Here is a 16,345-nt window from a genome sequence, read left to right as displayed (position 1 = left end):
TGCGGCGGATCGGGTACGGCGGTGGCTGCGGCCGGTCGGTCAGGGTCGGTGGGCGACGGTGAGCTCCCAGGTCTGGGTGAACCAGACCCCATCCTCGCGCTGCTCGGCGCGGAAGCCGGTCGGACGACCTCCGGCGAGCTCGTCCGCGAACGCCGCCCGCACCTGCTCGGCGCGGTCGGGTGCGGTGACGGACTGGGCGAGCCAGGGCTCGAGCGGGCGGGTGTACGTGCGCTGGTCGGTGCGGTCGACCTGCGCACCGAGCCGGCGCAGCAGGTCGGCGACCTCCCCGACGACGGGGGCCCGCAGGTGGGAGTCGTCGCGCCACGTCTCGATCGCGTCCTGGCACGCGGCGAGCTCGGGGTCGGGGGAGGAGGCGAGGTCGTGGACCACGATCCTGCCGCCCGGCCGGCAGGCGGCGACCATCGCCCGCAGGAGCCCTTCCGGGTCCGGGACGTGGTGCAGCGAGAAGCGGGTGACGACGAGGTCGATCGTCCCCGGCGGGACGACCGGCGCGGTTGCGTCGCCGAGCACGAACGCGACGTTGGTGAGACTCTCGGACTCGGCGGCGGCACGGCCCTGCGCGAGCATCGCCGGGGTGGCGTCGACGCAGGTCACGTGGGCGACGTGGGGAGCGAGCGCTCGACCGACGAGCCCCGTCCCCGCGGCGAGGTCGAGGCACCGGTCGATCGCCCTCGGCGCCGCGGCCTCCACGAGCCAGCCGAGCCCGGCCGTGAATGCGGCGTTGAGCGTCGGCTCCTCGAACGTGGCGGCCTGCGCGGTGAACGACGCCCGGAGGCGGGCGGCGTGGTCGCCGTCCGCCTCGCGGGGGAGGTCCGGGTCCGTCATCGGCCGGTCACGCGCTCGGGAGGACGAGGATCGCCCACGTGACGATCGGGGCGACCACCACGATGGACATGCCCCACTGCATCAGGCGCTTGAAGACCATCTCGCGCTCGCTCTCGTCGGAGTTCGCGACGATCAGTGCGCCGTTGGTCGAGAACGGGCTGCAGTCGACCACCGAGCTGGAGATCGCGAGCGCGGCGATGAGGCCGATCGCGCTGACCTGGTCGGTGAGCAGGAACGGGACGGCGAGCGGGATCAGGGCACCGATGATGCCGGTGGTCGAGGCGAACGCCGAGACGACCGCACCGATGAAGCAGATGAGCAGCGCCGCGAGCAAGGGCGCGCCGACCTCGGCGACCCGGTCGCCGAGCCAGGTGACGACGCCGTGGTTCTGCAGGAGGTTGACGTAGGTGACGATGCCGCCCACGAGCAGGATCGTTCCCCAGCTGATCTTCTCGACCGCGCCGCGCGCCGACGGCGGGAAGAGCAGCGTCAGCGCGACCGCGACGGTCAGGGCGGTGAAGCCGACGTCCAGGTCGAACGCGAGGGCTCCCACGATGAGGGCGAGCAGACCGAGGAGGGTGGTGGACCGCTCGACGTTGAGGCGGGTGTCGTCGTCCGTGGCGTCGACGCCGTCGGCGTGACCGAGGCCGCGCTCGACCACCGAGGTGGGCGTGCCGGTCACCGTGCCGCGGGTCGCCGCGTGGCTCGCCGCGTCGGCGGTCGTGCCGATCTCGGCGAGGGCACGCTCGTCCTTGCCGCGCGCGATGAGCTCGCGGCCGCCGAAGACGAAGTAGGTGATCGTGGCGACGAGGGTCGCGGCGATCATCGCGGAGAAGAACAGGAACGTCGCACTGCCCTCGATGTCGTTGGAGTCGACGACGCCGTTGGTGATGCTGCCGAAGATGCCGATCGGGGAGAAGCTGCCGCCGGTCGCACCCTGGACGACCATCATGCCCATCATCACCGGGTGGATCCGGTAGCGGTGCGCGAAGCCCATCGCGACCGGGGCGACGATCGCGACGGCCGCCGGGCTCACTGCTCCGATCCCGGTGACGACGGCGCAGACGAAGAACATCGCCCAGGGGACGAGGGCGACCCGCCCGCGGACGGCGCGTACGGCGCCGTGGACGATCCAGTCGACGGTGCCGTTGTTCTTCGCCAGCGCGAAGAGGTAGGTGACACCGACCAGGATGACGAAGAGGTCTCCCGGGAATCCGGCGATGATCGCGTCCGTGTCGTCACCGAAGACGCTGAGGCCCACGATGAAGGCAGCCACGAGCGCGAGCGCGCCCATGTTGATGCTGCGGACGGTCGCGATCAGGAAGACCAGCGCGAGCGCGGCCAGCGCGACGATTTCGGTGGACACGGAGTCCCCTCCCGTTGTTGAGACGAATCAGGCCTGAGACCGATCAGCGTGAGACAGGCAGGCGTGTGGTGTAGGCCACAGGTTCAGTGGCCTAGCCTCTGGTCCAGTGGCCCAAATGTCAAGTACGCTCTGGTGCCATGAGGCTGCGTATATGAGTAGGGCGGACGGTCAGCGCGGCCCCGGACCCGTCCCGCGTCCGAGGCTGTACGAGCACCTCGCACAGCACATCTCGGACTTCATCGAGGCCCAGGGTCTCGTGGCAGGTGACCGCCTCCCGCCCGAGCGTCAGCTCGCGCGGGACCTCGGTGTGAGCAGGGCGACGCTCGCCCAGGCGCTCGCCGCGCTCGAGATCCAGGGCAGGGTCGAGGTGCGCCACGGAGTCGGCGCACTCGTCCGTCAGGCGCCGGTCGCCGAGCAGGACCTCTCCGGCCGGATCGCAGCCCACCCGCGCACCGAGGTGGCGCTCGCGCGGGAGGCCGTCATGGCGGGGATCGCGCGGGCCGCCGCGGCTCACCCGCAGAAGGCCATGCGCATCGCGATGCTCGGCGCCGACGGCACCGTCCCGTCGTTCGACGAGGTGTGGCGGTGCGTCCGCCGGCTCTCGGGTGCCAGCCTCCTCGGCGAGCTCGAGGACGTTCTTGCTGCGCAGTGTCCCGACCCGGTCGAGACGCCGGAGGTGCGGGCCCGCCTCGACGGGCTCGCCGCGGCGATCGTCCGGGGCGACGGCGAGTCCGCGGCGCGGGAGTGCGTCGGGCTGCTCGTGGTGCCGGTCGTGTCCCGAGAGGCCGACGACCTCCCGGTGGAGTGACAGGCCGGGCGCTGTCTCGGATCTCGTGCGAGGTTAGCCTTCCCTAATCTTGATCCGCTACGGTGAGGCGTTGCACTCCGCAGCCACCCTCTTCCCCCACGGAGAACCCCGATGAACCGACGTTTCCGCGTCCTCGCTGCCGGCCTCGCGCCCGCCTCGCGGCTACCGCGTGCGGCTCCTCAGACTCCGACGACGACGCCAGTGCCGAGGGCGCGTGGTCGTACGTCTCGGGCGACGGCAAGACCTACGAGGCGGACGAGGTGCCGATCCGGATCATCGCGCACGCCTACTCGGCCGCCGCGCTCATGGAGCACGGCATCAAGCCGATCGCGGTCTACGCGGACGGGCCGATCAAGGACGACGTCGGCCTCCAGGGCGTCGACTTCGACGGCATCGAGGTCATCGGGGAGACCTGGGGCAAGATCGACGTCGAGAAGGCGGCCGAGCTGAAGCCCGACCTGATCGTCGGCGACTACTGGCCGGTCGAGAAGTCCTACAGCGGTGTCGAGGACGGAGTCGAGGAGGCCAGCAAGCGCATCGCCGAGCTCGCCCCGATCGTCGGTCCGTCTCAGGGCGACTCGATCGTCGACCTCATCGAGGGGTACGCCGTCCTCGCCGAGTCGCTCGGTGCCGACGTCGACAGCGGCAGCGGCGCCGAGGCGAAGGCGGCCTTCGAGTCGGCGCGCCAGACGTTCTCGGAGGCGGCCGCGGCCAAGCCCGGCCTGACCGCGCTCGCCCTGAGCCCGTACGAGGACACCTACGCGGTGGCGGTCCCCAAGTACGCGCCCGAGCTGCTCGACCTCCAGGAGTGGGGCCTCGACGTCATCGTGCCCGCGAAGCCGGACCCGGACTTCCCGTACTGGGAGTCCCTGAGCTTCGAGAACGCCGACACCTACCAGCCCGACCTGCTGATGTTCGACGACCGCAACTACCCGGGCAACTACGAGACCCTCGAGGCTCAGCCCACCGCTGACCACATCGCGGCGTTCGCAGCCGGGCAGTACACGGAGTGGCCGGCGTACTGGCTCCACACCTACTCCGACTACGCCGCGCAGCTCACCGAGCTCACGGCTGCGATCAAGAAGACCGACCCGAACGTCGGGAGCTAGCCCGGACGGCCGGTCACGAGGAGCCGCGGAGGACCAGGCTCGTCGGGAGCACGACGCTGCGGGGCTCGGTCGCACCGCCCTCCGCGAGCGACCCCAGCAGCATCTCGGCCATCTCACGGCCGAGCCGCTCGACGGGCTGGTTGACGGTGGTCAGCGGCGGGTCGCTCACGGCCGCCATCGGCGAGTCGTCGAACCCGACCACGGCGACGTCGCCGGGCACCGTGCGCCCGGACTCGCGCAGCGCGCGCAACGCCCCGAGCGCCATGGGGTCCGACGCGACGAACACCGCGTCCAGGTCGTCGCGCTGCTCGAGCAGGCTCTGCATCGCGCGCCACCCGCCGAGCTCGGTGAAGTCGCCGACCGAGACCAGGTCGGGGTTGAAGGGCATCCCGACGGCGCCGAGCGCCTCGCGGTAGCCCTGGAGACGGTCGCGACCCGCCTGCATGTCCGGCGGGCCCGCGATCGTCGCCACGGTCGTACGCCCCCGCTCGAGCAGGTGCGCGACGGCCCCGCGGGCGCCCCCGACGTTGTCGACGTCGACCCAGCTCGCCTCCTCGTCCCCGGGCGGCCGGCCACCGTGGACCAGCGTGAGCCCGCGGTCGCGGAGCCGCTGGGGGAGGTCGTCGCCCTCGTGCTGGGAGAGCAGGAGCGCGCCGTCGACGTGCTGCGGGCTCAGGTACGCGGCGGGCTCGTCGGCTCGCTCCGCCGCGCCGTGGACCAGCACGAGGACGAGCTGGCGGTCGTGCTCGTCCATCACCTTCGAGATGCCGCGCACGACACCGGCGAAGAACGGCTCGCTGAACAGCCGCTCCTCGGGCTCGGAGATCACGAGGGCGATCGCGCCGGTGCGACGCGTGACGAGGGAGCGCGCGGCCTGGTTGGGGACGTACCCCAGCTCGGCGACCGCCTTCATCACCGCGTCCCTGGTCTGCGGGGACACCGACGGCGAACCGTTGATCACCCGCGACGCCGTGCCGCGTCCGACGCCGGCGAGCGCTGCGACCTGCTCGAGCGTCGGGCGCTGTGGCGTACCGTCCGCCCGACTACCCGTCATCCGCCCATTATCCCGCTTCGTTGGCCAGTCCCGCTCCGATGGGCCTCGAGGAGCGCGGAGTACCAGACCGCGCTGTCCTTGGGCGTACGCCGCTGCGTCGCGTAGTCCACGTGGACCAGCCCGAACCGCTTGTCGTAGCCGTACGCCCACTCGAAGTTGTCCATCAGCGACCAGGCGAAGTATCCGCGCACGTCGACCCCGTCGTCGATCAGCCGTGCAGCCGCCTCGAGGTGGTCGCGCAGGTACGCGAGGCGCTCAGGGTCGTGCACCTGGCCGTCGTGCTCCACGACGTCCTCGTACGCGGAGCCGTTCTCGGTGAGGTAGATCGGGACCGCCGGGTACGTCTCGTGGACCCAGCGCACGATGTCGTACAGGCCGTCCGGGTCGACCTCCCAGCCCATCGCCGTCACCGGTAGCCCGCGCGAGAGGAACTCGACGCCGGACGACCCGGGGTACGCGGACGGCGCCACGATGTGCCGCGTGTAGTAGTTGATGCCGAGGAAGTCGAGCGGTGCCGCGATGATGTCGGCGTCCCCGTCATGGACGAAGTCCAGGCCGCTGGTGGCGCGGACGTCCTCGACGACGTCGGCCGGGTAGCCGCGACCGAAGAGCGGGTCGAGGAACCAGCGGTTCGACAGTCCCTCGATGCGGCGGACCGCGTCGTCGTACGCCGGGCGGTCCGGACCGTCGTACGACGGAGGCAGTGCCGCCGCGGTCGGGTACAGGTTGACGGTGATCCCGAACGGCACCGACGGGGCCGCGGCACGCACCGACTGGGCCGCGAGCCCGTGGCCGAGCAGCAGGTGGTGGGAGGCCGCGAGGGCGGCTGCGCCGTCGCGTCGTCCCGGGGCGTGAACCCCGTTGCCGTAGCCGAGGAACGCCGAGCACCACGGCTCGTTGAGCGTGATCAGCCCGTGCAGCCGGTCGCCCAGCGCGTCGGCCACGATGCCGGCGTACTCGGCGAACCGGTACGCGGTGTCGCGTGACGGCCAGCCGCCCGCGCGCTCCAGCTCGATCGGCAGGTCCCAGTGGTAGAGCGTCGCCCACGGGGCGATCCCGTTCTCCAGCAGCGTGTCCACGAGCCGGTCGTAGAAGGCCACACCGGCAGCGTTCGCGGGTCCGGATCCCCCGGGCTGGATCCGGGGCCACGAGACCGAGAACCGGTACGCGCCGAGCCCGAGGTCGCGCATCAGCGACACGTCGGACGGCACCCGGTTGTAGTGGTCGCACGCGACCTCCCCGGTGTCGCCGTCGTGCACCCGGCCGGGCTCCGCCGAGAAGACGTCCCAGATCGACGGCGTACGACCGTCGGCCGAGACCGCCCCTTCGATCTGGTACGCCGCGGTCGCGGCGCCGAACGCGAAGTCCCTCGGGAACGCCGACGCGAGAGCAGTGAGCGGATCGGTGACGAGCTCCGTCATCCCTTGACTCCACCTTCCATGATTCCGCCGACGATGCGGCGGCCGAACAGGACGAAGACGAGCACCAGGGGCACGGTCGCGAGCAGCGTGCCCGCCATGACCAGCGCCTGGTCGGTGTAGTAGCCGCCGGACAGCCGCGACAGCGCCACCTGGACGGTCGGGTTCTCGGGGGCCAGCGTGAGGTACGGCCACATGAAGTCGTTCCAGCGCTCCATGAACGTGAGCAGACCGAGCACGGCGACCGCCGGACGCAGCGCCGGGAAGATCACCTGGAAGAAGATGCGCGTCGTCGACGCGCCGTCGACGCGGGCGGCCTCGATGAGCTCGTCGGGGATGGCCTGCATGACGTACTGGCGCATGAAGAACACACCGAACCCGGTGACGAGGAAGGGCAGCACGGCCGACCAGAGGCTGCCGGCGAGGCCGATCCAGCCCATCAGCATGTAGAGCGGGACGAGACCCAGCTGGACCGGGACCATCATCGTGCCGATCACGCACAGCAGGAAGAAGTTCTTGCCACGGAAGCGCAGCTTGGCGAACGCGAAGCCCGCCAGCGCCGACAGCGTCACCACGCTGATCGTCGCGACCGTCGCGACCATCAGCGAGTTCAGCAGCGACTGGGCGAAGACCACGTCGGGGTTCTCGAAGACCCGCGTGACGTTGTCGCCCAGCTCGCTGCCGGGCGTCAGCGGCGGCGGGTTGGACGTGATGTCGCTGTTGGGACGCGACGCCATGACGACCATGTAGTAGAGCGGGCCGATCGAGGCGAGGACGACGAACGCCAGGACGAGGTAGGTCAGGGGTGACGCGCGGTGCACGCGTGAGCGGCGCCGCTTCCGGCTGGGTGCCTCCGGATCGTCGGTGGCCGTCAGCGTCGGCAGGGTCGCAGTCATCGGGGTAGTCATCGGGCGCTCCTCAGTCCGCCGAGCGGATTCGTCGTACGAGCAGGGAGTTCACCAGCGACACCAGCACGATCACGGCGAACAGGACCCACGCGACGGTGGCCGCGTAGCCGAAGCGCTGGCCGGTGAAGGCCTGCTCCACCACGTACATGGCGCTCGTCTGGAACTGCCTCATGTCGCCGCCGGTGATGGCGTTCGCGCCGGGGTTGAAGAGCAGCGGCTCGGTGAACAGCTGGATCCCGCCGATCGTCGAGACCGTGACGACGAACATCAGCGTCGGCCGGAGCATCGGGATCGTGATCGACCAGAACTGCCGGGCCGCCGAGGCGCCGTCGAGCCGCGCTGACTCGTACAGGTCCTTCGGGACCGCCTGCAGGGCGGCCAGCAGGATCAGGGCGTTGTAGCCGGTCCAGCGCCAGTCGACCATCGTCGCGATCGCGATCCAGGACGGGATGCGCTCCTGGTTCCAGGCGATCGGGTCGACGCCGACCAGACCGATCATCCAGTTGACGATCCCGAAGTCGCGCGAGAACGCCATCGTGAAGATGATCCCGACGGCGGCGACCGACGTGGCGGTCGGGATGATCACGCCGACCCGCCAGAAGGTGATCGCCCGAAGGCTCGCGTTGAGCACCTGCGCCAGCCCGAGCGCGACGAGCATCTGCGGGATGGTCGCGATCAGGAAGATCGCGAACGTGTTGAGCAGGCTGTTCCAGAAGTAGTCGTCGCTGAAGAGCTCGGTGTAGTTCCCGAACCCGACCCAGCCCTCGTTGCCGCCGAGCAGGGTCCAGTCGTGCAGCGAGACCCACAGCGTGTAGCCGAGCGGGAAGAGCCCGAAGATCCCGAAGAGCAGGAAGAACGGGGCGATGAACAGGTACGGCGCGCCGTGGATGTCGATCCGGGCGAGCCTGTCACGCAGGTGCATGCCGGCTCCTGGGGACGAGGTCGGACGGTGGGATGTGGTGCGTGGTGCGTGGTGCCCGCGCCGCGGTAGGGGTCGCTGCGCGGGCACCACGGGTCACGCTTCGCGGGGAGGTGCGAGCGTGGTCTCGTCGGGACTAGCCGGCGGCCTTCTCGGCGTCGTTCACGGCGACGTCCCAGCCCTCGGACGAGCTGCGCTGGCCGTTCTCGACCGAACGCATCGCGTTCTCGACGGCGTCGCGCACCGGCTGGTTCTTCGCACCGAGGAAGACCGGCTCCAGGTTGGCCGCGCCTGCCACGAACAGCTGGCCCACGGGGGCGTCGCTGAAGTACGGGTTCGTCGCCTCCTGGAGCGCGGGATCCTCGTACAGGTTCGGGTTGGACGGCAGGTTGCCGACCGCGTTGAACGCGGCGAGCTGCCCGTCGGCGTTGCTGAGGAACTTCACCAGCTCGATGGCGATGTCCTGGTTCTTGCTGTCCGCGGGGACCGCGAGCCACGAACCGCCCCAGTTGCCGCCGCCGCCGGGGACGGTCGCGATGTCCCACTTGCCGGCGTTCTCCTCACCGGCCTGGTCCTTGATGTAGCCGGTCATCCACGCCGGGCAGGCGATGGTCGCGAAGTCGCCGTTCTTGAAGCCGGCGTTCCACTCGGGCGAGAACGACTTGAGCTCGGCCGAGATGCCCTTCTCGTCCATCTCGAGGGCCTTGTCCCACGCAGCCTTGACCGCGGGGTTGCTCTCGATGACGAGGTTGTCGTCCTTGTCGAAGTAGGTGTGGTCCGCCGACTGCATGAGGATCGAGTTGTAGGTGTTCGTGGCGCTGTCGATGAACTTCGCGTCACTGCCCTTGATCCCGTCCTGGAACTTCTCACCGGTGGCGATGAACTCGTCCCACGTCGGCCAGAGCGCGGCCACGGCCTCGCGGTCGGTCGGGAGGCCCGCCTTCTCGAAGAGGTCGCGGCGGTAGCACATCGCGAGACCGCCGACGTCCGTGCCGAGACCGATCGTGGTCGCGCCGTCGGCGGTGGTGGCACCGGCGAACTTCCACGGCAGGAACTGGTCCTCGAGATCCTTCGCGCCGTGCTCCTGGAGGTTCACGAACTTGTCCGCGCTCGCCAGGAAGTTGACCGCCTGGCCCTCCTCGATGGCGACGACGTCGCCGGCGCCTGAGCCGGCAGCGATGCGCTGCGTCAGCTGGGTGTTGTACTTTCCGAGGTCGCCCTCGGCCGTCTCGACGATCTTGACGCCCGGGTGCTCCTCCTCGAACTGCTTGTACAGATCGGTGTACCCGAACTTGCCGAACAGGTTCACGCGGAGCGTGACGTCCTCTCCGGAGTCGCTGCCGGAATCGTCTCCGCCACAGGCGGCGAGCGACGACATCGCGACGAGCGCTGCTGCGGTGGCCAGCCAGCGCGAACGGCGTGTGTGTGACACGGTGACCCTCTCCTTCGCCGCTCCCGCCGATGGGAGCGCTCCCACGCACTGTGGTGCGTGTCACAGCGCCAGGTCAAGGGGCTGTGGGAGCGCTCCCACGTGTTGTTACAGAACCGTAACCGGAGCGACGGGTGGGCTTCATGGTGGTCGGGCGTCACAGTAAGCGTCCGCTTAGGTAGGGTCTGCCGCATGACCGTCAGCACAGGCGACCGTGTCCTCGTCACCGGCGCAGCCTCGGGCCTCGGCCTCGCGCTGGTGACCCGCCTGCTCGAGCGCGGGTGCCGCGTCCTCGCCACGGACGTGCACCTGGACCTCCCGTCCAGCCTGGCCGCGCTGTCCGGCAACCTCACGTACCGCCAGCTCGACGTACGCAGCGACGACGACTGGTCCACCACCCTCGGGTGGGTCCGCGAGACGTGGTCCGGCATCGACCTCGTCGTCAACAACGCCGGAGTCGCGTCGGGTGGCCGGATCGACCTGACGACCTCCGAGAGCTGGGACTGGCTCACCCAGATCAACCTCCTCGGCGTCGCCCGCGGCTGTCGGACCTTCGCGCCGATGCTCAAGGAGCAGCGCAGCGGCCACGTCGTCAACACCGCCTCGGCCGCGGGCCTCGTCCACCCACCGCGGATGACCGAGTACACCGCGGTCAAGGCCGGTGTCGTCGCGCTGAGCGAGAGCCTGCGCTGGGAGCTCGAGCCGTACGGCGTCGGCGTCTCCGTCGTGTGCCCGTCGTTCTTCCGCACGAACCTCGCCGACTCGATCCGCAGCGCCGACCCGGCAGCGAAGGAGTCGGCACGCAGGCTCATCGAGGGCTCCAGCCGCAGCGCCGACTCGATCGCGGTCGAGGTGCTGCGCCAGCTCGACGCCGGCAAGCACGTGATCCTGCCCGACCGGGACGCGCGGGTCGCGTACGCCGCCAAGCGCTTCGCCCCGTGGCTCTACCGCGCCATGATGCTCCGCACCGCGCGCCAGGCCGCTGCCGAGGACGAGGCGTCCGGCGGTGCTCGCCGCGTGGGTGCGCGGGTGTCGTCGTGAGCGCCATCCATCTCGTCCGGCACGGCCAGGCGTCGTTCGGCGCCGACGACTACGACCAGCTCTCGGAGCGCGGGTACGCCCAGTCCACGGCGCTCGGTCAGTCCTGGGAGGCCTCGGGCTACCTGCCGACGCACGCCGTCGCGGGTGCGATGAAGCGTCACGCGCAGACCGCGATCGCCGCGCTCGACGCCGCGGGTCCGTCGGACGGCTACGACGTGGACCACGGGTGGGACGAGTTCCCTCACGAGTCGGTCGTCGAGGCGTACGCCCCCGGTGCCGGCACGTCGGTGACCGACCCCAAGGAGTTCCAGCGCGTCTTCGTGGCGGCAGTGCAGCGGTGGATGGCCGGTGAGCGCGACGAGGAGTACCCCGAGCCGTACGCGCACTTCACCGCGCGCGTGCTCGCGGCCTTCGACCGGCTCTCGGACTCGCTGGGGAAGGGCGACTCCGCCGTCGTCTTCACCTCGGGAGGACCGCTCGCGATCGTCGCCGCGCACGTCCTCGCCGGCGACTCGCCGACCTGGACGCCGCAGGCGCAGGCGTTGTGGCCGCGGCTCAACACCGTCGCGATCAACGCCGGCGTCACGACCATCATCACCGGCTCCTCAGGACGCACGCTCGTCTCGTTCAACGAGCACACCCACCTGCCGCCCGACCTCGTCACCTACCGCTGAACGCTGGAGAATCCGATGCGCAAGACGATCCTCATCACCGGTGCCAGCTCGGGCCTCGGCGCCGGGATGGCCCGCGTCTGGGCCGCGAAGGGCCACGACCTCGCCCTCACCGCTCGCCGGGTGGAACGCCTCGAGGCGCTGAAGGCCGACCTCGAGGCCGCGTACCCGTCGATCCGCGTGGTCGTGCACGCGCTCGACGTCGACGACCACGAGCAGGTCTTCGCGGTCTTCAAGGCAGCGGCTGCCGACCTCGGCGGGCTCGACCGGGTCGTCGTCAACGCCGGCATCGGCAAGGGCGGACGCATCGGCACGGGCCGCTTCGAGGCGAACCGCGAGACGGTCCAGACGAACTTCGTCGCCGCGCTGGCCCAGTGCGAGGCGGCGATGGAGCACTTCTACGAGCGCCGCTCCGGCCACCTCGTCGTCATCTCGTCGGTGTCGGCGATGCGGGGGATGCCAGGCTCGATGACGACGTACGCGGCGACCAAGGCCGGCCTCGCCCACCTCGCCGAGGGGATCCGCTCGGACCTGGTCAACCGCAAGGGCCATGACATCGCGGTGAGCGCGATCTTCCCCGGCTACATCGCGTCGGAGATGAACGACCAGGTCGAGCAGAAGCCGAAGGGCATGGTCGACACCGTGACGGGGTCGAAGGCGTTGGTCGCGGCGATCGACAGCGAGAAGCCCGAGCGCATCGTGCCCTCGTGGCCGTGGCGGCCGCTCGCGTTCGTGCTGCGGCACGCGCCCCTGGGGATCGTCCGCCGCATGGTCTGATGCTTCGATGGAGGCATGAGCGCTGATTCTCGTGACGCCGGTCCGTCCGACGGCGACCCCACCGACCAGTCCGCCCGGGCGATCGCTGCCGCCGAGGAGCTCGGACTCGCGTACTCCGTCACCCGCCACGGACGAGTGCGGTCGCTCGAGGAGGCGGCCGCGGCGCGCGGCATCGAGCCGCGAGCCCTCGTGAAGACCCTCGTGGTGAGGGTGAGCGACGGCGACTACCGGTTCGTCATGGTGCCGGGTGACCGTGAGTTCTCGTGGCCGCGATTGCGCACCCTGCTCGGAGTGAACCGGGTGTCGATGCCGGACGCGGGCACGGCGAAGGCGGTCACCGGCTACGAGCGGGGCACGATCACGCCGCTCGGCAGCACGACCCCGTGGCCTGTCGTGATGGACGTCGAGATCACCGGGCCGATCTCGATCGGCGGAGGCGGTCACGGCGTCGGGATCACGGTCGACGCCGATGCGCTGGCGGAGGCTGTGGGGGCGACCCGGGCGGAGATCAGCGAGGCGCCGGCCTGACGCTCACGGCTGGTCGGAAGTCGGCTCCGCGGGCTGGTCCGGCTCCGTGGCCGTCGTCGGCTCCGCCGGCGGGTTCGTCAGCTGACGTACCAGCGCGTCCACGTCGGCGCGCGGGAAACCCGTGAGCCCGGCGAGCGTCGACAGCGGGACCTGTGCCGCCATCGCGGTCTCCGTCGGGCTCGGCTCGTCGTCCTTGCCTCCGAGCGCCTTCGCCACCAGCGGGCCACCGACGGGGTCGGCGAACCACTCGGCGAGGGTCGACTCCGCGGTCAGCGGGGTCCGGAGCGCGTCGCCGTCGACCTGGACGGTCACGCTGCGCCGCAGGTCTGCGGAGGAGGCGCCGATCGAGACGGTGAACGTGCCCGGCTCGACGGTCCAGCGTCGCAGGGTCGGGTGCCAGTACGCGAAAGCCCGCGGACCGAGCTCGATCGTGATGCGCTCCGAGGCGCCGGGATCGAGGGTGACGCGGGCGAACCCCTTGAGCTCGCGCTCCGGTCGGGCGACGGGCGCCTCCAGGTCCGACACGTAGACCTGCACGACCTCGGTCCCGCGGCGGCCGCCCGTGTTCGTGACGGTCACGGACACGGTCGCGCGGACCCCGTCGCCCTCGCCCACGACGTCGACCGCGAGATCGGACTGGGCGAACGTCGTGTAGCCCAGGCCGAAACCGAACGGGTACGCCGGGGGGATCCGCTTCGTGTCGTAGTAGCGGTAGCCGACGAACACTCCCTCGCCGTAGCGCGAGTGCCCCAGGTGGCCGGGGAAGTCGATGTAGGCCGGGGTGTCCTCGAGCCGGAACGGGATGGTCTCCGCAAGGCGTCCGGTGGGCTCGACGCGTCCGAGCAGGAGGTCGGCGGTGGCCGAGCCTGCGGCCTGCCCACCGAGCCAGGTCTCGAGCAGCGCCGGCACCTCGCGCGACCAGGCCACCGGCGTGACGATGCCGCCGTTCGCGAGGACGACGACGACACGCGGGTTCGCGGAGGCGAGCTCCTGCACGAGCTCCACCTGCGCGGGCGGGATCTCGAGATGCGTCCGGTCGTAGCCCTCGGACTCGTACTCCTCCGGGAGCCCGAGGAAGCACACGACCGTGCGGTCACCGCGCGCCGCGGCCTCGACGGCCGCCGTACGCAAAGTCCGGTCCTCCTCGGGCGTGCCGGTGAGCGTGTAGCCGGCCTCGAACGCGACGTCGGCGCTGGACGCCTCGCGCAGCGCATCGAGGGGCACGTCGACCCGGGTCGGGTTCACGCGCGACGAGCCGGAGCCTTGGAACCGTGGAGTCCGAGCGAGCTCGCCGACCACGAGCAGCGGCGTCTGGTCGTTCAGCGGCAGCACGGGGACGCCACCGACCCGCTCGTTCTTCAGCAGCACCGCACCGGCCGCGGCGGCCTCGCGGGCGAGCGCATGGTTGGTCTCGTGGAGCGCTGCGGCGGCCGCGTCGTCGCGATCGTCGGCGTCCCGGTCGACCGCCTGTGCTCGGCCGACCAGCGCCAGCACCCGGCGTACGGCCTCGTCGAGCACGCTCTCGTCCAGCGATCCTTCGCGGACTGCGTCGACGACCGCGTCGTCGTCGCCGAACGGCGGCATGGTCAGGTCGGTCCCGCCGACGAGCGCCGCGGCACGGTCGTGAACCGCGCCCCAGTCGGAGACGACGACCCCGGCGAACCCCCACGTGTCGCGCAGGACCTCGCGCAGGAGCCAGGTGTTCTCGGTCGCGTAGGTGCCGTTGATCTTGTTGTACGACGCCATGACCGTCCACGGGTCGCCGTCGGTGACGACGCGCTCGAACGCCGCGAGGTAGATCTCGTGCAGCGTCCGCTCGTCGGCATCGACCGAGACACGCATCCGGTCGGTCTCGGCGTTGTTCGCAGCGAAGTGCTTGATCGACGCGCCGACGCCCTGCGACTGCAGGCCGCGCACGAAGGCGAGACCGAGCTCGCCGGAGAGGTAGGGATCCTCCGACAGGTACTCGAAGTTGCGTCCGCACAACGGTGACCGCTTGATGTTCACGCCGGGCGCCAGAACGATCGAGACATCCTCGACGCGCGCCTCCCGGGCGATCGCGGCAGCGACGCGCTCGACGAGGTCGGTGTCCCACGACGACCCGAGCGACGTGGCGGTGGGGAAGCACGTGGCCGGGATGCTCGAGCGCAGACCCATCGAGACGCCGGGCTCGCCGTCCTGCTTGCGCAGCCCGGTCGGGCCGTCGGCCATCATGATCGACGCGATCCCGGCGTCCTCGACACCCTGGGTGTGCCAGAAGTCGGCGCCGGACGTCAACGACGCCTTCTGCTCCAGCGTGAGACGCGACGCCGCGTCCCCATCCGGACGGTCCTGCTCGGTCATCCTGCCCCCGCTCCCTCGTACCGGTCCCCGATACCGGCTCTGGGGAGCCTAACCACGCAACCGCTCACCCGCAGGTCGTACGCCGGTTTCGGTCACGGGAACGCGGCCGGGTCAGGTCCACGGCCGTCACCAGCGGTTGCGTGCCTCCTCGGCCCAGCCGACGAGACCGGTGAGGTCGAGAGTCGTGCCATCGTCGCCGCGCGCCGACCCCGCCCACGTCCCGAACGCCTGGTGCGTGCTGTTGCCGAGGACGACGAGCTCGGTCTTCGCGACCCGGACGTGCTCGGGACGGAACGTCGCGTCGACGCCGTCGCCGGTGACGGTCCACGGCTTCGACCAGTCGTCGCGGTCGTACTCCCAGGTGAGGCTCGCGCCGATCTTGTGGAGGGTGCCGTCGACGAGGATCGCGTTCTCGGTCGAGCCCGTGCCGTCGGTCCATCCTCCGCCGAGCTGGACGGCGTTGCCGTCGGGCCCGGAGCCCGCACCCCAGTTCCACGTCATCCGGTAGGGCCACACGCCGCGGCCGTGGTCGAGCACCCCGTACGCGTCCTCGATCTCGTACGACGTCCCGTCGAGGATGAGCGTGCCCGTGACCGGGCGTGCGAGGTCCTTGACCGTGTACTGGAAGCGCCGGTCGCTCCAGCGCACGGCGACGCCCAGCGACTCGTGAGCCTCAGGCTGCGCGACGGCGAGCGCGAGGGAGATCCGGGCCGAGCTGGCGCGGATCGTGGTCGTGCCGCGCTCTCCGCGCTCGGGCTGGACGATGTCGACCGTCAGGTCCTGGGCCACCGCCGCGACCCGCCCCGAGCCGGCACGGTCGGGGAACGCGACCCCGCGTCCGAGCGGGCTGATGGCGTCGGTGCGCCACTCCTCGCCCGACGCGCGGTCGAGGACGTACAGGCCGTGCACGGCGGCGTAGTCGAGCGACGACACCTGGATGCCAACCACGTGGGTGGGGGAGACGACGCCCCAGTACTCCCAGCGCTTCGTACGCCCCCAGCCGCGGAGGTTCGCCTGGTGCAGCGGCTGCCGGGTCCACCCGACCGCCTCCGGGTTGAGCCGCCCGTTCGGGAGGCAGAGGGCGACGTCGCTGGTGATCTCGCGCTCGGGCACGGCGACCACCGTAGT

Annotated in this window: 15 protein-coding genes; 6 read left to right on the top strand and 9 right to left on the bottom strand. The window is 70.9% G+C overall.

What is annotated here, in order from left to right; genetic code table 11:
• Positions 1 to 39: 39 nt before the first annotated feature.
• Positions 40 to 846: a class I SAM-dependent methyltransferase gene (locus GH747_RS01530; RefSeq protein WP_149767618.1), complete on the bottom strand. Its 807-nt coding sequence runs from the start codon at positions 844 to 846 to the stop codon at positions 40 to 42.
• A gap of 7 nt (positions 847 to 853) precedes the next feature.
• A complete protein-coding gene (locus GH747_RS01525; RefSeq protein WP_149767616.1) occupies positions 854 to 2,212 on the bottom strand; it encodes an SLC13 family permease in 1,359 nt (452 codons plus the stop codon).
• 151 nt (positions 2,213 to 2,363) lie between these two features.
• Between GH747_RS01525 and GH747_RS01520 the strand changes: the two genes are divergently transcribed.
• The gene (locus GH747_RS01520; protein ID WP_149767614.1) at positions 2,364 to 3,020 is read left to right on the top strand and encodes a FadR/GntR family transcriptional regulator; all 657 of its coding nucleotides are present in this window, start codon (positions 2,364 to 2,366) and stop codon (positions 3,018 to 3,020) included.
• A gap of 260 nt (positions 3,021 to 3,280) precedes the next feature.
• Positions 3,281 to 4,129 (top strand): ABC transporter substrate-binding protein, encoded by an 849-nt coding sequence (locus GH747_RS01515; protein ID WP_149767612.1) that lies wholly within the window; start codon positions 3,281 to 3,283, stop codon positions 4,127 to 4,129.
• A gap of 13 nt (positions 4,130 to 4,142) precedes the next feature.
• Here GH747_RS01515 and GH747_RS01510 read toward each other — a convergent pair whose 3' ends face one another.
• The 5 genes from GH747_RS01510 to GH747_RS01490 form a co-directional block, all read right to left on the bottom strand.
• Entirely contained in the window at positions 4,143 to 5,183 is a 1,041-nt protein-coding gene (locus GH747_RS01510; protein WP_149767610.1) for a LacI family DNA-binding transcriptional regulator, read from the bottom strand.
• On the bottom strand, positions 5,180 to 6,604 hold the full coding sequence (locus tag GH747_RS01505) for a GH1 family beta-glucosidase (protein WP_149767608.1): 1,425 nt from the start codon (positions 6,602 to 6,604) through the stop codon (positions 5,180 to 5,182). The genes GH747_RS01510 and GH747_RS01505 overlap by 4 nt, the downstream gene beginning before the upstream one ends.
• Positions 6,601 to 7,509, bottom strand: a complete 909-nt coding sequence (locus GH747_RS01500) for a carbohydrate ABC transporter permease (protein WP_228552730.1) — start codon at positions 7,507 to 7,509, stop codon at positions 6,601 to 6,603. The genes GH747_RS01505 and GH747_RS01500 overlap by 4 nt, the downstream gene beginning before the upstream one ends.
• Before the next feature lie 10 nt (positions 7,510 to 7,519).
• Positions 7,520 to 8,431: a carbohydrate ABC transporter permease gene (locus GH747_RS01495; RefSeq protein ID WP_149767606.1), complete on the bottom strand. Its 912-nt coding sequence runs from the start codon at positions 8,429 to 8,431 to the stop codon at positions 7,520 to 7,522.
• A gap of 133 nt (positions 8,432 to 8,564) precedes the next feature.
• Positions 8,565 to 9,860 (bottom strand): ABC transporter substrate-binding protein, encoded by a 1,296-nt coding sequence (locus tag GH747_RS01490; protein WP_228552729.1) that lies wholly within the window; start codon positions 9,858 to 9,860, stop codon positions 8,565 to 8,567.
• A gap of 189 nt (positions 9,861 to 10,049) precedes the next feature.
• On the opposite strand from GH747_RS01490, the gene GH747_RS01485 reads away from it, so the two are divergent.
• Genes GH747_RS01485 through GH747_RS01470 form a run of 4 tightly spaced genes read left to right on the top strand, consistent with a single transcriptional unit; the run spans position 10,050 to position 12,874 of the window.
• On the top strand, positions 10,050 to 10,898 hold the full coding sequence (locus GH747_RS01485) for an SDR family NAD(P)-dependent oxidoreductase (protein ID WP_149767604.1): 849 nt from the start codon (positions 10,050 to 10,052) through the stop codon (positions 10,896 to 10,898).
• Complete coding sequence (locus GH747_RS01480) at positions 10,895 to 11,572, top strand: histidine phosphatase family protein (RefSeq protein WP_149767602.1); 678 nt, start codon at positions 10,895 to 10,897, stop codon at positions 11,570 to 11,572. The genes GH747_RS01485 and GH747_RS01480 overlap by 4 nt, the downstream gene beginning before the upstream one ends.
• Before the next feature lie 15 nt (positions 11,573 to 11,587).
• Positions 11,588 to 12,346, top strand: coding sequence for an SDR family oxidoreductase (locus GH747_RS01475; protein WP_149767600.1), 759 nt, complete (start codon positions 11,588 to 11,590; stop codon positions 12,344 to 12,346).
• Between the two features lie 15 nt (positions 12,347 to 12,361).
• Positions 12,362 to 12,874: an aminoacyl-tRNA deacylase gene (locus GH747_RS01470; protein WP_149767599.1), complete on the top strand. Its 513-nt coding sequence runs from the start codon at positions 12,362 to 12,364 to the stop codon at positions 12,872 to 12,874.
• 3 nt (positions 12,875 to 12,877) lie between these two features.
• On the opposite strand, the gene GH747_RS01465 is transcribed toward GH747_RS01470, so the two are convergent.
• Together GH747_RS01465 and GH747_RS01460 are read right to left on the bottom strand one after the other, a co-directional pair.
• Complete coding sequence (locus GH747_RS01465; RefSeq protein ID WP_149767597.1) at positions 12,878 to 15,217, bottom strand: glycoside hydrolase family 3 C-terminal domain-containing protein; 2,340 nt, start codon at positions 15,215 to 15,217, stop codon at positions 12,878 to 12,880.
• A 126-nt stretch (positions 15,218 to 15,343) separates the two neighbouring features.
• Positions 15,344 to 16,330 (bottom strand): DUF2804 domain-containing protein, encoded by a 987-nt coding sequence (locus GH747_RS01460; protein ID WP_149767595.1) that lies wholly within the window; start codon positions 16,328 to 16,330, stop codon positions 15,344 to 15,346.
• Positions 16,331 to 16,345 lie beyond the last annotated feature (15 nt).

It is taken from the genome of Mumia xiangluensis (genome assembly GCF_010994095.1).
Taxonomy (GTDB): domain Bacteria; phylum Actinomycetota; class Actinomycetes; order Propionibacteriales; family Nocardioidaceae; genus Mumia; species Mumia xiangluensis.
The sequence above is the reverse complement of the archived record's forward strand: the minus strand, read 5'-3'. Positions and strand labels throughout refer to the sequence as shown.